Below are 15089 nucleotides of genomic sequence, written 5' to 3'. Positions count from 1 at the left end.
CCTTGAGGCAGGCTATCGGCCATGCGTTTACTGGCCGCGCTGCTGCTGCTCACGTCCACGTTGACCGGCTCCAGTGACCCCAACGCGGTCGTCTCCGGCTGGAAGACGTCACCGGTGTACGTCGATGCGACGCAGCGCTCGCTGGTCCCGGACGAGGAGGCCGAGAAGCTGGTCGAGCGGCTCCACGGCCACGGGCCGGCCATCCGGATCGCGGTGGTGCCGGAGGAGGCGCTCGACGACGGGCGGCGGGACAAGCAGATCTCCGCGCAGGCCTTCGTGGACACCGTCGCCTACAAGCACGGATCGGACGGGATCTACGTCGTTGTGTTCGGTGACCGGATGGCGTGGGGGAGTGCGGTCGGCGTCGACACCCCGATCGCCTCGATCCTGACCGAGGAGGAGGGCAAGTACAGCCGATCTGACGCTGTCGGCCTGCTCAACGGGGTGCTGGACCGGCTCGGCGTACCCAAGCCGTCGACCGGCCTGCCGGGCTGGCTGCTGGCGTTCCTGATCGTCATCGCAGTCCTCATCGCGGTCGGCCTGGCGTTGTGGTGGTGGCAGTGGTGGCGAGGCGAGGACGAGGACCCTGAGCCGTTCGACTCCCTACCGTCGGAGGCGGGCACCCTGGAGGAGCGCAGAGCAGAGGCGCGAGAGGACGTCACCCGGTTCGGCGCGGAACTGGATGCCGCGAACCTGCCCTCCGACGGCCTCAGGGACATGCCAGAGGCGGCGGCCGACCTGCAGGCGGCGAAGGCTGCGCACGTCGCTGCCGCTCGTGTGCTGGATGACGAGCCCGACGACGACCAGTTGCACGGGGTCCATGCGACGGTCGGGTACGGCCGCTGGCGGCTGGCCTGTGCCCAGGCGCGGGTCGCAGGCAAGCCCGTACCGGCCTGGCGGGCGCTTGGACGCAACCGCGCTTAGGCGGGTTGGGCCAGGACATCTGGCAGGTCCTCGCTGTGCAGGACCGACAGTGACGTGACCGCACGGGTGAGGCAGACGTAGAGACGGCGGAGGCCGGTGCGCTCGTCGGCCTCGCCCGCGACGATGCCTGCCGGCTCCACGAGGACCACATGGTCGAACTCGAGACCCTTGGCCAGTGAAGCCGGTACGACGTCCAGGTGCGCGTCCACGTCGTCTTCGTCACCGAGCACGGAGAACGCGATTCCCTTGTCCTGCAAGGCTTTCCGGGTCTCTGCCACGAGTGCGTCCGGCACGATCAGTCCGATGGAGCCGGGACGCGACGACACCTGCTCCAGAGTCGACACCGCCGCGGTGAGGCTGTCCGGTACGCGCGTGATGGTGAGCTCACCGCGAGACCGTCGTACCGCTGTCGGAGGCGTGAGGTGTGGCGCGATGGACGGCAGAAGTCGGGCGGCGTACTCGATCACCTGACCGGGCACACGGAAGCCTGCGGTCAGCTCTTCGGTGTGAGCACCGGTCTTGCCCAGGTGCTCGAGTGCCTCGTCCCAGGACGGCGTCGCCCACGGTGTCGTGCCCTGCGCGATGTCACCGAGGACAGTCATCGAGCCGGTCGAGCACCGGCGCCCGACGGCGCGCAGCTGCATCGCGGACAGGTCCTGCGCCTCGTCCAGGACCACGTGCCCGAGTGACGGCGTACGGTCGACCAGATCGGCGACCTCGTCGATCAGAGTGGCGTCAGCCGCGGACCACTTCGCAGCACCGACCGACCGCGGCGCCTTGTCCCAGATGAGTAGCTTCTGCTCCTCGGGCGTCAGGATCCCGTCGGCGTGCTCGGCGAGCAGGTCCGGGTCGGTGAACAGCTTGAACACCAGCTTCGCCGGGTCCACGGCCGGCCAGAGCGCCTCGGCGTACTGCTTGACCGGACGGCTCCGCGCCACCGCGTCCTGCACCCGGTCGTCCGGCGAGTCACCTGCCGCTTCCATCCGCAGCAGTACGGCGTGCGCCAGCCGCTGCGGCAACATCGCCCGGCCGGCGCCGTACCGGATGCCACGGGTCCGCAGCTCGTTGACCAGCTCCTCGGCGTGGTACGCCGGAACCCGCCAGCGATGCGCCCCACGCGGCACCACCAGCGCCTCCTTCGGCAGCTGTACCTGTGACCACACGGCCCGGTACAGCACCTCGGCCATCCGGGCGTCGCCCTTCAGTACGTCGACCGGCGCCGGACCCGGCCCGGCGATGCGCACGCGCGCAACCAGTTCCTCGACGGTCGTCTGCTTGGCCTCGATCTCGCCCAGCGCGGGCAGGACGTCACCGATGTAGCGCAGGAAGCTGGCGTTCGGCCCGACCACGAGCACGCCGGCCCGGCTGAGCTGGTCCCGGTAGGCGTAGAGCAGGTACGCCGCCCGGTGCAGGCCGACCGCGGTCTTCCCGGTGCCGGGCGCGCCCTGGACGCAGATCGTCTCGTTGACCCCGGCCCGGACGATCACGTCCTGCTCTGGCTGGATCGTGGCCACGATGTCCCGCATCGGGCCCGAGCGGGGGCGCTCGATTTCGGCGTCCAGGATGTTGCTGTGCTGGTCGACGGGTGCGGCCGAGGTCAGGTCCTCGTCCTCGAAGGCGGTCAGCTCGCCGTGCGTGAAGCCGAACCGCCGCCGTACCCCGACACCCATCGGCTCGGTCCGGCTGGCCCGGTAGAACGGCACCGAGATGTCGGCCCGCCAGTCCACCACCAGCGGCTCGCCGTGCTCGTCGTTCACGTGCCGGCGGCCGATGTGGAAGGTCTCCTCGGCCGGCTCCAGGTAGTCCAGCCGGCCGAAGAACAGCGGGACCTCGGGGTCGTCCTCGAGTTCCTTCATCCGGCGCCAGATCGCGGCCTTCAGGAACTCGGTGTTCACCCGGTCGGCGCTGTGGATCTCCAGCGCTCCGGTCTTCTCCCGCATCACCGCGAGGGCGGCCCGCGAGGTCTTCAGGTAGTCCTTCTCGGCCTGGAGGATGTCGGACGTATCAGAGGGCACAGCGAACCTCCGGCAACAGGTGGGGGAAGCCCAGCCACGTTACTTGAGCACCCGGCGAGGGGAAACCGAATTACGGGCCCGTGGCCTGTCGTCGCGCAACCCGGGGCGGAGCAGCAGCGGCAGGCTGATCGCGAGCAGCAGCAGCGCCACGATCCCGTCCAGCCAGTAGTGGTTCGCCGTCACCACGACGACCGCGAAGGTGATGATCGGGTGGGCCAGCCACAGCCAGCGCCACCTCGACCGGGTGATCAGGATCATCGCCAGCGCGATCAGGGCGGCCCAGCCGACGTGCAGGCTGGGCATCGCGGCGAACTGGTTCGCCATGCCGCCGGAGCGCTCCACGCCGTACACCGACTGGCCGAACCGCAGTCCGGTGTCGACGAAACCCGGCATCATCCGCGGCGGCGCGAGCGGGAACACGATGTGCCCGATCAACGCCAGCCCGGTCACGGCCACGATCGTCCAGCGGACGTTCAGGTAGGCCTTGGGCCGCCAGATGCTCAGCCAGAGCAGCACCGCGGCGGTCAGTGGCGCGTGGACGCCGGCGTAGTAGAGGTTCGCTCCTTCGACCAGTTGCGGAACCTTCAGCGCCGCCTGCTGGATCGAGGCCTCGTCGGGCAGGTGCAGCCAGGTCTGGAACGCGAGGATCTCCCGGGCGTGGTCGAACGCCGAGCCGGTGTGCTTTGCGGCGAACTGCCGGCCGGCGGTGTAGACCACGAACATGGTCGCCAGCAGCACCGCTTCCCGTGCCATCCGCCAGACGACCGGCCTGGACCTCGTGCCCTGCCCCTCGCCGTCCCCGCCCAGCCCCACCCGCTCCAGCGCCTGTGTCCCCATATTCCTCGAAGGTACCTGGCGGTCGCTCAGGTTTTGCCCAGGCGCAACCCTGGCGTTGCCCTGGGCAACCCCGGAGGAACTGGTCGTGACACGCCCGTCACGCCGTCGCGATCAGCCCTTGACGGCGCCGGTGAGCACGCCCTTGGCGAAGTGGCGCTGCAGGAACGGGTAGATCAGCAGGATCGGCACGATCGAGACGACCAGGATCGCCATCTGGATCGAGGCCTGCGGCGGCAGCAACTCGGTGCCGAGCTCGGCGCTGCCCAGCTGGGTGTCGTTGATGACGTACGTGCGCAGTACCAGCTGCAACGGCCACAGCTTGCTGTCGTTCAGGTACAGCAGCGCATTGAAGAACGCGTTCCAGTACGCCACCGCGTAGAACAGCCCGATCACCGACAGCACCGCCTTGGACAGCGGCAGCACGATGTAGCTGAAGATCTTCAGCTCGCCGGCACCGTCGATCCGGGCGCTCTCGGTGATCTCGTTCGGCAGGTTCATGAAGAACGCGCGCAGCACGATCACGTTGAACGCGCTCACCATCGTCGGCACGATCAGCGCCCAGATACTGTCCAGCAGACCGGCACCCTTGACCACCAGGTACGTCGGGATGATGCCGGGGGAGAACAGCATGCTGAACAGGATCACCAGCAGGATCGGCCGGCCCGCCGCGAAGGACGGCCGGGACAGCGCGTACGCGAGCAGACACGAGGCGGTCAGGCTGAGCACCGTACCGACGACCGTGACGAAAACGCTGACGAACAGCGCCTGGGTGACCACACCGCCGGCGAACAGCGACTCGTAGGCGGCGAAACTGATCGACTCCGGGAACAACACCAGCCCGCCGGACTCGTTGATCTGCTTGTTCGGCGCCACGCTGGTCGAGATCACCCCGACGAACGGGACGATCACCGCCAGGCAGAACACCAGCAGCACGAGGCCCTTGAAGATCCGCATCGGCCAGCTGGGCATCGGGACACCCTGCACGATTTTGCGAGTCATCGCTGGTACACCCCCTGCTCGCCGAAGATGTGCGCGACCTTGTTCGCGGCCAGCACGAGGGCGACGCCGACCAGGCCCTTCACCAGGCCGACCGCGGCCGCCACGCCCCAGGCGCCACCGATCACACCGTTGTTGTAGACGTAGGTGTCCAGTACTTCGCTGACGTCGCGGCCGACCGCCTGCTGCTGCAGGATGATCTGCTCGAAGCCGACCGTCAGCGAGTCGCCGAGCCGCAGGATGAACAGCAGGATGATGATCCCGCGCAACCCCGGCAGCGTGACGTGCCACAGCTGCCGCATCCGGCTCGCGCCGTCCACGCTGGAGGCCTCGTAGAGCTGTGAGTCGATCTGGGACAGCGCGGCCAGGAACAGGATCGTCGCCCAGCCGGTGTCCTTCCAGATGATCTGCGACGTCAGCAACACGTGGAACAGCTCGGAGTTCCCGATGATGTCGATCGTGCCCAGGTCGTGCGACCGCAGGTAGTTGTTCAGCAGCCCGCTGCCGCCCAGCATCTGCTGGAACAGCGCGACCACGATCACCCACGACATGAAGTGCGGCAGGTAGAGGATGCTCTGCGCGATCCGCTTGATCCGCTCGGAGAACAACGAGTTCAGCAGCAGGGCGAGCAGGATCGGGGCCGGGAACACGAAGACCGACTGCAGAGTGGTCAGGATCAGGGTGTTCTGCAGCGCCCGCAGGAACGCGGGGTCGCCGTTGAAGATCACCGCGAAGTTCTGCAGCCCCGACCAGTCGCTGCCGCTGATGCCGAGGAACGGCTGGTAGTCCTTGAACGCGATCACGTTCCCCAGCAACGGCACGTAGTGGAACGCGACGATCAGCGCCGTCCCGGGCAGGGCGAACAGCAGCAGCACCCGGTCCCGCAGCAACCGCTGCCCGAGACTCAACTGCTGCTGCGGTCCCGTCTTCGATCGCTGAAGCATCAGTTCCCGCCCGCCGCGGCGAAGGCGTCCTGCAGTTCGCCGCGGATCTTCTCACCGCCCGACGACAGGAACGTCTTCACCGCCGGACCCCAGTCCGACACCGGCTTCTTGCCCTGCACGATCTGGTTCTCCAAGTCGGTGAGTGCGCCGGTGAGTCGCGACCAGTTCTTCGACCCGGTGTCGGAGTAGAGCCCGTACGACGCGTCGTACACCAGCCGGGAGGCGATCTTCTGCTGGATCGCGTGCTGCTTCTGCGGTACGTCGGGTTTGCCCGCCCAGTACAGGGCCAAGGCGGAATCGCAGATGTACTGCAGGCCGATCCCGGTCTCCACCACGCCGGTCTTCGTCGGCACCGGGTCGGTGCCCTTCAGCGCGTAGTGACGGCCCTCGACGCCGTACTTGCGGAACAGGTACTCCTCGGTCCCGAAAGGCGCGGCCATCCAGTTGGCCAGCTTGAGGAGCGTCTCGACCGAGTGCTTGCTGTCCTTGCTGAACGCGGTGACGTTGTTCAGGGCGGCGCCCATCCACGGCTTGCCCTGTCCTCCGGTGAAGCCCGGCACGTCGAGCATGTTCACCGAGAACGCGTCCCCGGCGGTGTTGTCCGCGTAGTACTGGTTCCACGCGACGAAGCTGTCGAGGTCGAACGCCGCGATGCCGCCGTTGAACCACTGCTTGCGGGCGGCGGCCTTGGCGCTGAAGGTGTCCGGGTTGACCACGCCGGCGGCGACCATCTTCCGGGCCGCCTCGAGCACGTCCTCGTTGCCCTCCGCCTCGAACATCGAGGTGAACTTCCCGCCCTCCTCCTTCCACTGGTTGGGCAGGCCGGCCATCTGCCGGAGGTAGGACAGCGGGACCCGGGTCCAGGCCCAGCGGTTCTCCTTCGCCGCGGTCATCTCCTGGCACAGCGCGAGGAACTCCTCGAAGTTTTTCGGCGCCGGGTCGGTGATGCCCTTGGCCGCCAGGAGGTCCGCGCGGTAGAGCGGCAACGACGTGCGGGACATGCCCCGCGGCACCGGCACGCCGTAGATGGCGCCGTTGAAGACACATCCCTTCCAGTACTCGGTCGGGATGTTGGCGAGGAACGGGTACTTCTTCACCGCGTCACCGGACAGGTGCTCGGTGAGATCCATCGCCTTGGCCTTGAGCAGGCCGGGGATCTGCGCGGTCGACGGCGGGATGTTGAGGATGTCGGGCAGGTCGCCGCCGGCGATCCGGGTGGCGAACTTGTCCGGGTACTCGTCGTTGGACGCCATGCTGATCTGCAACTCGGACCCGAGCCGGTCGTTCAGCGCCTGCCAGAACTGGTTCCTGTCCGCCGCCGGGGGGATCGCGCCGGGGATGTTGGTCATGAACGTGATCGGCTTGCCGTCGCCGACCGTCTCGGTGATCGCCTTCACCGGGTTGGCCGGGTACTTGAGGAAGCCGTCCAGCACCACGTCGGTGCCCGGGAGGTCGGGCTTCACCTCGCCGTACCGGACGTAGGTGGGCAGTTTCACGGCGAGGTTGGCGGCGGCTGAGTTCTTCTTGTCCGAAGCACACCCCGCCAGCAGCGGCGTACCGGTGACCGCGACAGCTGCGGCGGCCAGACCGCCGCCGAGGAATGTTCTTCTGCTGACTGGCATGTGGCCTCACTTCCATCGGAGGGCCACACCATGACATAGTACGTCCTATGTCTTCAAGAGTCGGCGCCGTGGAAATCCCGGCCGAGGTGGTCTTCGACCCGGCCGGAAGCGGCTACCACACCTTCCGGATCCCGTCCGTGCTGGCGCGAGGCGACCTGGTGCTGGCCTTCTGCGAGGGGCGGCTGCACGGGTCCGGTGACGCGGGCGAGATCGAGGTGGTGCTGCGCCGCTCGCTCGATGGCGGCAGGACCTGGCTGCCGCTGCAGGTGGTGTCGGCTGGGCCGGGCAAGACGTGTGGGAACCCGGTGCCGGTGATCGACCCGGCGAGCGGGGACATCGTGCTGGTCACGGTGCAGAACGGCGCCGACGCGGTGGAGCTGTCGCTGGCCCGCGGCACCGATCCGGAGGACGGCCGGCGGGTCTTCGTCCAGCGCTCCTCCGACGACGGCGCCACCTGGGGCCCGACGACCGAGATCACCGCGCAGGTGAAGCCGTCCGACTGGGGCTGGTACGCGACCGGGCCGTGTCACGGGATCGCGTTGCGCACCGGGCGTCTCGTCGTACCGGCAAACCACTCGTTCGTGCCGTCGGAGCCGGTCGAGGACCTGATCCGCCTGAACGGCGGGCATTGCATCGTCAGCGACGACGGCGGTGTCACCTGGTCGGTGGGCTTCGTGGACCGCAACGACGGTCCGGAGATCAACGCGAACGAGACGGCCGTCGCCGAGTTGCCGGACGGGCGGCTGTACTTCAACGCCCGCAACCACCAGGGCACCGGGCCGGCGCGGGTGCACGCGTGGTCGTCGGACGGCGGTCTGACGCTGGACGCGCCGTACGCCGGGATTCCCGAGATCACCGCGCCGGGGATCCAGGGGAGTGTGCTCGCGCTGCCCGACGGCCGGCTGCTGCTGTCGACGCCGGTGGACCCGTCGGTGCGCCGGGAGCTGACCGTCTTCGTCAGTGCGGACTCCGGGCAGTCATGGCGCCCGGAACTGGTCGTACACGACGGCATGGCGGGCTACTCGGATCTCGTCCTGCTGCCCGACGGCTCGGTCGGGATCTTCTACGAGGCCGGTGAGACGTCCTCGTTCGCGACTTTGCGCTTCGCCACATTCACTCTTTGACGTTGGGAGACCCCTTGACCTCCGCCCGCCTGACCGGCGTCGTACCGCCGCTCGTCACCCCGCTCACGCCCGAGTACGACGTCGACACCGCATCGCTGGCCCGGTTGATCGATCATCAGCTGACCGGTGGTGTGGACGGGGTGTTCGTGCTCGGCACCTCCGGTGAAGGCACGTTCCTGACCGACGACCAGCGGCAGATCGTGCTGGAGACCACGGTGGCGGAGGTGTCAGGGCAGGTGCCGGTGCTGGCCGGCGTCATCGACACCTCGACCGCCCGGGCCGGTGCGCACCTGTCGGCCGCGTTGAAGGCCGGTGTGGACGGCCTGGTCGCGACCGCGCCGTTCTACGCCGCGACGCATCCGGCCGAGATGGAGCGGCACTTCGTCCGGCTGGCCTCGCTCGCCGGGGAGACGCCGCTGTACGCGTACGACATCCCGCCTCGGGCCGGGGTGAAGCTGCCCACGTCGCTGATGATCGAGCTCGGGCAGCGCGGTGTCATCGCCGGGGTGAAGGACTCCAGTGGGCAGGAGATGAGCCTGCGTCACCTGGTGCTGGCGCGGCGCGACGCGGGGTTGTCCGGGTTCGCGATCATGACCGGGTCGGAGGTGACGGTCGACTCCTCGCTGGCCTTCGGCGTCGACGGCGTCGTACCCGGGCTCGGCAACGTGGATCCGGCCGGGTACGTGCGGTTGTACGACGCGGTGGCCGCCGGGGACCTGGCCGCGGCGCGGGCCGAGCAGGAGCGGCTGATCCGGCTGTTCGAGATCATCGACGTCGCGGACCGGAGCCGGATGGGTGCGAGTTCGGCCGCCCTCGGCGCGTTCAAGGCCGGGTTGTACCTGCTCGGGGTGATCGCGTGCCCGGTCACGGCGTACCCGTCGATTCCGCTGGACGAGGCCGAGATCGCGGCGATCCGCCCGCTGCTGGAACGCGCCGGACTACACTGAACGGTTCCTAGAACGAGGAGGCCGGCAGTGACGACGGGTGGGCTCAGCCGGGCACGGGGTGCGGCCGGGAATCAGTCCTTCATTCGCGACCAGATGAAGTCGTACATCCTGGAACGCGGGCTGAAGGCGGGTGACCCGCTGCCCAACGAGCAGGAACTGATGGCGCAGCTCGGAGTCGGGCGGCACCCGTTGCGCGAGGCGATGAAGGCGCTGCAGGCGGTCGGCATCATCGAGATCCGGCACGGGTACGGGACGTACGTCGGCGAGGTGTCGCTGCAGTCGCTGGAGGACGGGCTGGCGTTCCGGATGTCACAGTCCATGGCCGGTGACCTCCGGGACGTGCAGAACGTCCTGGAGGTCCGCCAGGCCATCGAGGTCGGCCTCGCCGAGGACGTGGTGGCGCACTTCAAGGAGCACGGGTACGACGACCTGGAGGCGATCGTCGAACGGATGGAGGCCAAGGCCGAGGCCGGTGAGTACTTCCCGGACGAGGACTGGGCCTTCCACCAGGCACTGTACGAACCGCTGGGCAACGCGTTGGTGATCGACCTGCTCAGCGTCTTCTGGCGCACCTTCTCGCAGGTGGATGCTCGCCTACCCGGGGCGCGTTACTCACCTGCCGACGCGGCCGCCTGGCACCGCGACCTGCTCAACACCTTGCAGACCGGCGATGCCGACGCCTTCGCCCGCTCGATGAAGAAGCACTTCCACGGCATCCACACCCGGCTGGGCGAGTAGGCCCCGGCGCTCAGGCGAAGAGGTTTTCGGCGTCGACGATCAACTCCTCCAACTTCTTCTTCTTCTTCTGCTGCTGCTGCTCTTGTGGGCTCAGGCGAAGAGGTTTTCGGCGTCGACGATGGTGTACGCGTAGCCCTGTTCGGCGAGGAAGCGTTGGCGGTGGGCGGCGAACTCGGCGTCGACGGTGTCGCGGGCGACGATGGAGTAGAAGCGGGCGGTGCGGCCGTCGCCCTTGGGCCGGAGGACGCGGCCGAGGCGCTGAGCCTCCTCCTGGCGGGAGCCGAAAGTGCCGGAGACCTGGATCGCGACCGAGGCCTCGGGCAGGTCGATGGAGAAGTTGGCCACCTTGCTGACCACCAGCCGGCTGATCTCGCCGGCCCGGAACGCGTTGAACAGCCGCTGCCGTTCCCGAACCGTCGTCTCACCCTTGATCACCGGGCACTCCAGCCGTTCGCCGAGCTCGTCCAGCTGGTCGATGTACTGACCGATGACGAGCAGCGGCTCACCAGCGTGGTGCTCGGCGATCCGCCGTACCAGCCGCGACTTCGCCGGAGTGGACGCGGCCAGCCGGTAGCGGTCCTCCGGCTCCGCGGTCGCGTACACGAACCGCTCGGTCTGCTCCAGGTCGACCCGGACCTCGACGCAGTCGGCCGGTGCGATCCAGCCCTGGGCCTCGATGTCCTTCCACGGCGCGTCGTACCGCTTCGGGCCGATCAGCGAGAACACGTCGCCCTCGCGGCCGTCCTCGCGGACCAGTGTCGCGGTCAGCCCGAGCCGCCGCCGCGTCTGCAGGTCCGCGGTCATCCGGAAGATCGGCGCCGGCAGCAGGTGCACCTCGTCGTACACGATCAGACCCCAGTCGCGGGCGTCGAACAGCTCCAGGTGTGAGTACACGCCCTTCCGGCGCGTGGTCATCACCTGGTACGTCGCGATCGTCACCGGGCGGATCTCCTTGCGGGCACCGGAGTACTCGCCGATCTCGTCCTCGGTCAGGCTGGTCCGGCGGACCAGTTCGTCCTTCCACTGCCGCGCGGACACGGTGTTCGTGACCAGGATCAGCGTGGTGGCGGACGCCTGGGCCATCGCGGCCGCGCCGACGATCGTCTTGCCGGCTCCACACGGCAGGACGACGACACCGGAGCCGCCGTGCCAGAAGGACTCGGTCGCCTGCTGCTGGTACGGCCGCAGGTCCCAGCCGTCCCGGACCAGCTCGATGTTGTGCGTCTCACCGTCGACGTACCCGGCCAGGTCCTCGGCGGGCCAGCCGAGCTTCAGCAGGGTCTGCTTGAGGTGGCCGCGCTCCGACGGGTGCACCAGCACGGTGTCGTCGTCGATGCGTGCACCGAGCATCGGCTTGACCTTGGCGCTGCGCAGCACCTCTTCCAGCACCGGCCGGTCGGTGGTGACGAGCACCAGACCGTGCTGGGGATGCTTCTCGAGTCGCAGCCGGCCGTAGCGGTCCAGCGTCTCGGCGATGTCGACCAGGAGCGAGTGCGGGACGGGGTAGCGGCTGTAGCGCAGCAGTACGTCGATGACCTGCTCGGCGTCGTGACCGGCGGCCCGTGCGTTCCAGAGGCCCAGTGGTGTCAGCCGGTAGGTGTGGACGTGTTCGGGCGCCCGCTCCAGCTCGGCGAACGGCGCGATGGCCTTCCGGCAGTCGCCAGAGTCCGGATGTGCGGTCTCGAGCAAGAGTGTCTTGTCCGACTGCACGATCAATGGACCGTCTGTCACGCGCTGCTCCTATCGTCGCCCCGACCTTCCATTGTGCCTGAGGCGATCAATCGACGACCCGGGCGTTGGCGATGCGATGCAGGGCGTAGGTGCGGGGCTGGTCGGCGCCCTCGTCGTACGCGGTCAGCCAGCCGTCGGCGACCCGGACCGGTTCGACGATGCGTTCGGAGGCGTTGCCGTGGTGGTCGACGTACGAGATCCAGGTGCGGGTGTGCGCCTCGGCCGCGTTGGCCAGTACGCCGATGGTCTCGGCCGGAGCCGTGGGTTCGATCAGGCTGTCGTCCGGGCGTTCGGCGGCGATCCGGTCACCCGCCCGGACTTTCTCGATCACGGCCTTCACCTGGTCGTCGGTGAGCTCGAGCGGGCTGTCCACGAAGTCCCGGCTGGTCCGGCGACGTGGCGTCTCACCTCGACGCGTCGGCGCGCTCGTGACGTGCACGACTCCGTCGAACGTCTCCGCCAGCGGGGAGAGACCGGCCTCCCGCAGCCGGCTCAGCACCACGTCAGGCGGCGACGGCGAGACGACGACCGTCGGGGCCAGCCGACGGAACTTGACGCCGGGCAGGTTCGAGTTCAGCAGGTGCGTGAGCACGTCCTCGTCGTCACAGCGCAGGTACGTCGACGCCGTACCGAGCCGGAGTACGCCGTGACGCCGTGCAACGTCGTCGATGAGGTACGTCAGCGGCTGGGGGACCGGAGTCCGTGAGTGCTCGGCCAGCCACTTGTGCAACTGATCCGCAGTCCGCTCCAGGTCGAAAGCACGTCGTACTGAGCTCTCACTGAACCTGTAGACCCCTGCACCACCGTGAGACTCGACATCGGCCATGGCGGACAGCTCGTCCTGCACCGCACGGACCAGTGGACCCGGTGCAACTGCGGTCAGGTCAGCCTGCAGCAACACCTCGGACACCGGCTCCGGGACCAGGGGACGGATCGCCTCGGCCAGATCCTCGGACGTGGGCTCGGTCTCCAGCAGCGGCCGCGCATGGTGTGCGAGAGCGCCAAGTCCGGTCAGACCGAGCAGTGCGGCCTCGGTGATCGTCCACTCGACCAGGTCGTCGCGGAACTGTCCACCACGCCGCGGCCGGTGCCAGGCGACCCAGGTGACCACTGACTCCGTGGCAGGCGCCGTACCGGCTCCTGCCTCCATCAGGGCCTGCAGCGTGAGGACACGGATTTCTGGAGCCAGCAGACGTTCCAGGTCAGGCGCCAGCGCGTTGATGAGGCGCTCACGAGCCGCAGCCGTCGCACCACCAGTGTCACGTCGGCCGATCAGTCCAATCGCGCGAAGCCCGGTGAACCAGGCCATGACGAGCTGTGCCCACCGCTGTGCGAGGTCCAGCTCCAGCCAGTCGTCGTACGAGCTGGTCGGCAGCCAGAACTCGCTCGTACCAACCTCCACCGCTGCCACCAGGCCGGCTGCGTACGCGATCTCCAGCACAGCTGCGGTCGTCTGCTCCTCCGCACCGATCTTGCCGGCCAGGCTGCGGAGTTCACGGACGCCGATGCCACCGGTGCGTAGTACCGGTGGCGGTTCGGTTCCCAGTTGCTCCAGTGCACGGTCGACCAGCCGCACGAGGTCCAGCGCCGCACCGGCCGCCGCACGGTCCGCGATAGCCGCCGACACCTTCTTGCCGTCCAACGGCGGCGGTGCAGGGCGTGTTGAGGCCAGCACACGCCCGCCACGCAGGTGCAATCCAATCTGTCGCGGGAGGACGACAGTGTTCGCGTCCTTCGGTACGACGAGTCCACGCGCCAGCAACCGCTCAACCGGCGTACGCGCCGAGGCGATCGTCACCGGCCGCTCAGCCTTCTCCACCGTCCCGGTCGGCGGACCCCAGGTCAGCTTGTCCAGCACCGCACGGGCGTCCGGGCCCGCCTCCTCGATCAGCTTGTCCAGGTCGCCGAAGTGCCTGGTGGTGACAGGACCCAGTCCGGCGGGTGTCGGGCCGAGTAGCTCGTGCACGGCGCGGATGGGCCGTAGGTCGTCCTCGGTCCCCCACACCAGTGCCAGGTCGAGCAATTCGGCCACACGCGGCCGGACCACCTCGACAGGCTGTCCGACACCCACCGCGAGGGTTGCCAGGTCCACAGGCTCGGGCAGAGCCGACAATGCCTCCAACAGGTCGACACCGAACTCGTCCAACCGGTTGATCGCCCGGGCAGCCGATGCGTTGGTGGTGGCCCGAGCCGCCAGCTGGCTGGTGTCCGCTGGGATGGGCGTGGCCAGGTCCGGACGCCGCTGCAGCAACTGACCGAGGGCAGCGTCGTCCCAGGTACGCAGTGCCTCAGCGAGGGTACGTGGGCGGCTCCACTCGGTTTTGCTCATCCCTCCAACGGTACGGCCCTCTGTCCACTCACCACCAACTACTCCGCGGCGGCGGCGGTGCCGATGCGGTGGAAGCCGACGCGTTCGTAGACGGCGGCGACTGCCTTGGTCTCGGCCGAGAGGAGGATGAGGTCGGCTCCGTTGGTGAACGCGTGGTCGGCCAGGGCACTGGTGAGCGCCGCGGCCAGGCCCCGGCGGCGCATGGCGGGGAGCGTGCCGACGCCGACGATTTCGGTCGTGCTGCCGACCGGCTGATGTTGCCCGCTGGCGACCATGCCGTCCTCGGTGAACGCCGCCGCGGCCACGGTCACCCCACGCCGCACGCGGTCCAGGACCGCGGCGATCACGTCGTCCGCGACCTCCGCCGCCTTGGCGTCCCGCTCCTTCGGCCCGGCCTCGCCCAACGCCGTACAGGGGTCTCCGAAAGCCAGAGACGCGACAGCTCGGGCCTGCCGCAGTACCGCGTCCTCCGCGGGCAGGATCTCGCAGCGCGCGTCGGCCTTCGCGGGGCGGAAATCGGCCCGCTCGAGGATCAGCAGCGGGTGCTCGACCACGTTCAGCCCGGCGGCCGTGGCAGCAGGTCCCAGTGACGGGCAGGCCTCGACGACCCACTCGAAGCTCAGCGGGATGCCGAGCTCCGTGCAGCGCGACCGCACCGCGTCGATGTCCGCCGGCTTGACGGTGGTCCCGGCCCCCGGCACCGGACGGGCGTAGTAAGGCCAGGCCGTCGTACTGCGGAACAGTGTGAAGGGACCGACCTGCTCGGCGACCGAACCGGACAGCGGCACCGCGTGGAGGTAGTCGTCGACTCTGCTGATCATCGCGTCGCAGTGAACCACCCCGGCGGGAGTGGCGCCAGGGAATGTGTCGAAGTTCGCGGGT

The 15089-nt window shown here is 68.7% G+C and carries 12 protein-coding genes; 4 read left to right on the top strand and 8 right to left on the bottom strand.

Annotated features, from left to right (window positions below):
• Positions 1-21: 21 nt before the first annotated feature.
• Complete coding sequence (locus tag ACYVOK_RS00780) at positions 22-924, top strand: hypothetical protein (RefSeq protein ID WP_460660243.1); 903 nt, start codon at positions 22-24, stop codon at positions 922-924.
• Here ACYVOK_RS00780 and ACYVOK_RS00775 read toward each other — a convergent pair.
• The 5 genes from ACYVOK_RS00775 to ACYVOK_RS00755 form a co-directional block, all read right to left on the bottom strand.
• The gene (locus ACYVOK_RS00775) at positions 921-2939 is read right to left on the bottom strand and encodes a HelD family protein (RefSeq protein ID WP_460660242.1); all 2019 of its coding nucleotides are present in this window, start codon (positions 2937-2939) and stop codon (positions 921-923) included. The genes ACYVOK_RS00780 and ACYVOK_RS00775 overlap by 4 nt on opposite strands.
• Before the next feature lie 39 nt (positions 2940-2978).
• The gene (locus tag ACYVOK_RS00770) at positions 2979-3776 is read right to left on the bottom strand and encodes a phosphatase PAP2 family protein (protein ID WP_460660241.1); all 798 of its coding nucleotides are present in this window, start codon (positions 3774-3776) and stop codon (positions 2979-2981) included.
• A gap of 111 nt (positions 3777-3887) precedes the next feature.
• On the bottom strand, positions 3888-4775 hold the full coding sequence (locus ACYVOK_RS00765; RefSeq protein WP_460660240.1) for a carbohydrate ABC transporter permease: 888 nt from the start codon (positions 4773-4775) through the stop codon (positions 3888-3890).
• The gene (locus tag ACYVOK_RS00760; RefSeq protein ID WP_460660239.1) at positions 4772-5716 is read right to left on the bottom strand and encodes an ABC transporter permease; all 945 of its coding nucleotides are present in this window, start codon (positions 5714-5716) and stop codon (positions 4772-4774) included. Before ACYVOK_RS00760 ends, ACYVOK_RS00765 begins: the two co-directional genes overlap by 4 nt.
• Positions 5716-7338 carry a type 2 periplasmic-binding domain-containing protein gene (locus ACYVOK_RS00755; protein ID WP_460660238.1) on the bottom strand — a complete coding sequence of 541 codons (1623 nt, stop codon included), beginning with the start codon at positions 7336-7338 and terminating at the stop codon, positions 5716-5718. Before ACYVOK_RS00755 ends, ACYVOK_RS00760 begins: the two co-directional genes overlap by 1 nt.
• A gap of 47 nt (positions 7339-7385) precedes the next feature.
• Between ACYVOK_RS00755 and ACYVOK_RS00750 the strand changes: the two genes are divergently transcribed.
• The 3 genes from ACYVOK_RS00750 to ACYVOK_RS00740 are packed head-to-tail and all read left to right on the top strand — an operon-like array spanning position 7386 to position 10147.
• Positions 7386-8462: a sialidase family protein gene (locus tag ACYVOK_RS00750; RefSeq protein ID WP_460660237.1), complete on the top strand. Its 1077-nt coding sequence runs from the start codon at positions 7386-7388 to the stop codon at positions 8460-8462.
• A gap of 14 nt (positions 8463-8476) precedes the next feature.
• Complete coding sequence (locus tag ACYVOK_RS00745) at positions 8477-9409, top strand: dihydrodipicolinate synthase family protein (protein WP_460660236.1); 933 nt, start codon at positions 8477-8479, stop codon at positions 9407-9409.
• Between the two features lie 27 nt (positions 9410-9436).
• Positions 9437-10147, top strand: a complete 711-nt coding sequence (locus tag ACYVOK_RS00740) for a FadR/GntR family transcriptional regulator (RefSeq protein ID WP_460660235.1) — start codon at positions 9437-9439, stop codon at positions 10145-10147.
• A gap of 90 nt (positions 10148-10237) precedes the next feature.
• Here the strand turns inward: ACYVOK_RS00740 and ACYVOK_RS00735 are convergent, their stop codons facing one another.
• Genes ACYVOK_RS00735 through ACYVOK_RS00725 form a run of 3 tightly spaced genes read right to left on the bottom strand, consistent with a single transcriptional unit; the run spans position 10238 to position 15028 of the window.
• Positions 10238-11878 (bottom strand): DNA repair helicase XPB, encoded by a 1641-nt coding sequence (locus ACYVOK_RS00735; RefSeq protein ID WP_460660234.1) that lies wholly within the window; start codon positions 11876-11878, stop codon positions 10238-10240.
• Between the two features lie 46 nt (positions 11879-11924).
• Entirely contained in the window at positions 11925-14207 is a 2283-nt protein-coding gene (locus tag ACYVOK_RS00730; RefSeq protein ID WP_460660233.1) for a helicase-associated domain-containing protein, read from the bottom strand.
• A 38-nt stretch (positions 14208-14245) separates the two neighbouring features.
• The gene (locus tag ACYVOK_RS00725) at positions 14246-15028 is read right to left on the bottom strand and encodes a GNAT family N-acetyltransferase (protein WP_460660232.1); all 783 of its coding nucleotides are present in this window, start codon (positions 15026-15028) and stop codon (positions 14246-14248) included.
• Between the last annotated feature and the right edge of the window lie 61 nt (positions 15029-15089).

Source organism: Kribbella swartbergensis, from assembly GCF_054784135.1.
The sequence above is the reverse complement of the archived record's forward strand: the minus strand, read 5'-3'. Positions and strand labels throughout refer to the sequence as shown.

Coding starts and splice junctions, on each gene's coding strand:
- ACYVOK_RS00780 (WP_460660243.1), top strand. CDS start 22: ATGCGTTTACTGGCCGCGCTGCTGCTGCTCACGTCCACGTTGACCGGC.
- ACYVOK_RS00770 (WP_460660241.1), bottom strand. CDS start 3,776: ATGGGGACACAGGCGCTGGAGCGGGTGGGGCTGGGCGGGGACGGCGAG.
- ACYVOK_RS00765 (WP_460660240.1), bottom strand. CDS start 4,775: ATGACTCGCAAAATCGTGCAGGGTGTCCCGATGCCCAGCTGGCCGATG.
- ACYVOK_RS00760 (WP_460660239.1), bottom strand. CDS start 5,716: ATGCTTCAGCGATCGAAGACGGGACCGCAGCAGCAGTTGAGTCTCGGG.
- ACYVOK_RS00755 (WP_460660238.1), bottom strand. CDS start 7,338: ATGCCAGTCAGCAGAAGAACATTCCTCGGCGGCGGTCTGGCCGCCGCA.
- ACYVOK_RS00750 (WP_460660237.1), top strand. CDS start 7,386: ATGTCTTCAAGAGTCGGCGCCGTGGAAATCCCGGCCGAGGTGGTCTTC.
- ACYVOK_RS00730 (WP_460660233.1), bottom strand. CDS start 14,207: ATGAGCAAAACCGAGTGGAGCCGCCCACGTACCCTCGCTGAGGCACTG.
- ACYVOK_RS00725 (WP_460660232.1), bottom strand. CDS start 15,028: ATGATCAGCAGAGTCGACGACTACCTCCACGCGGTGCCGCTGTCCGGT.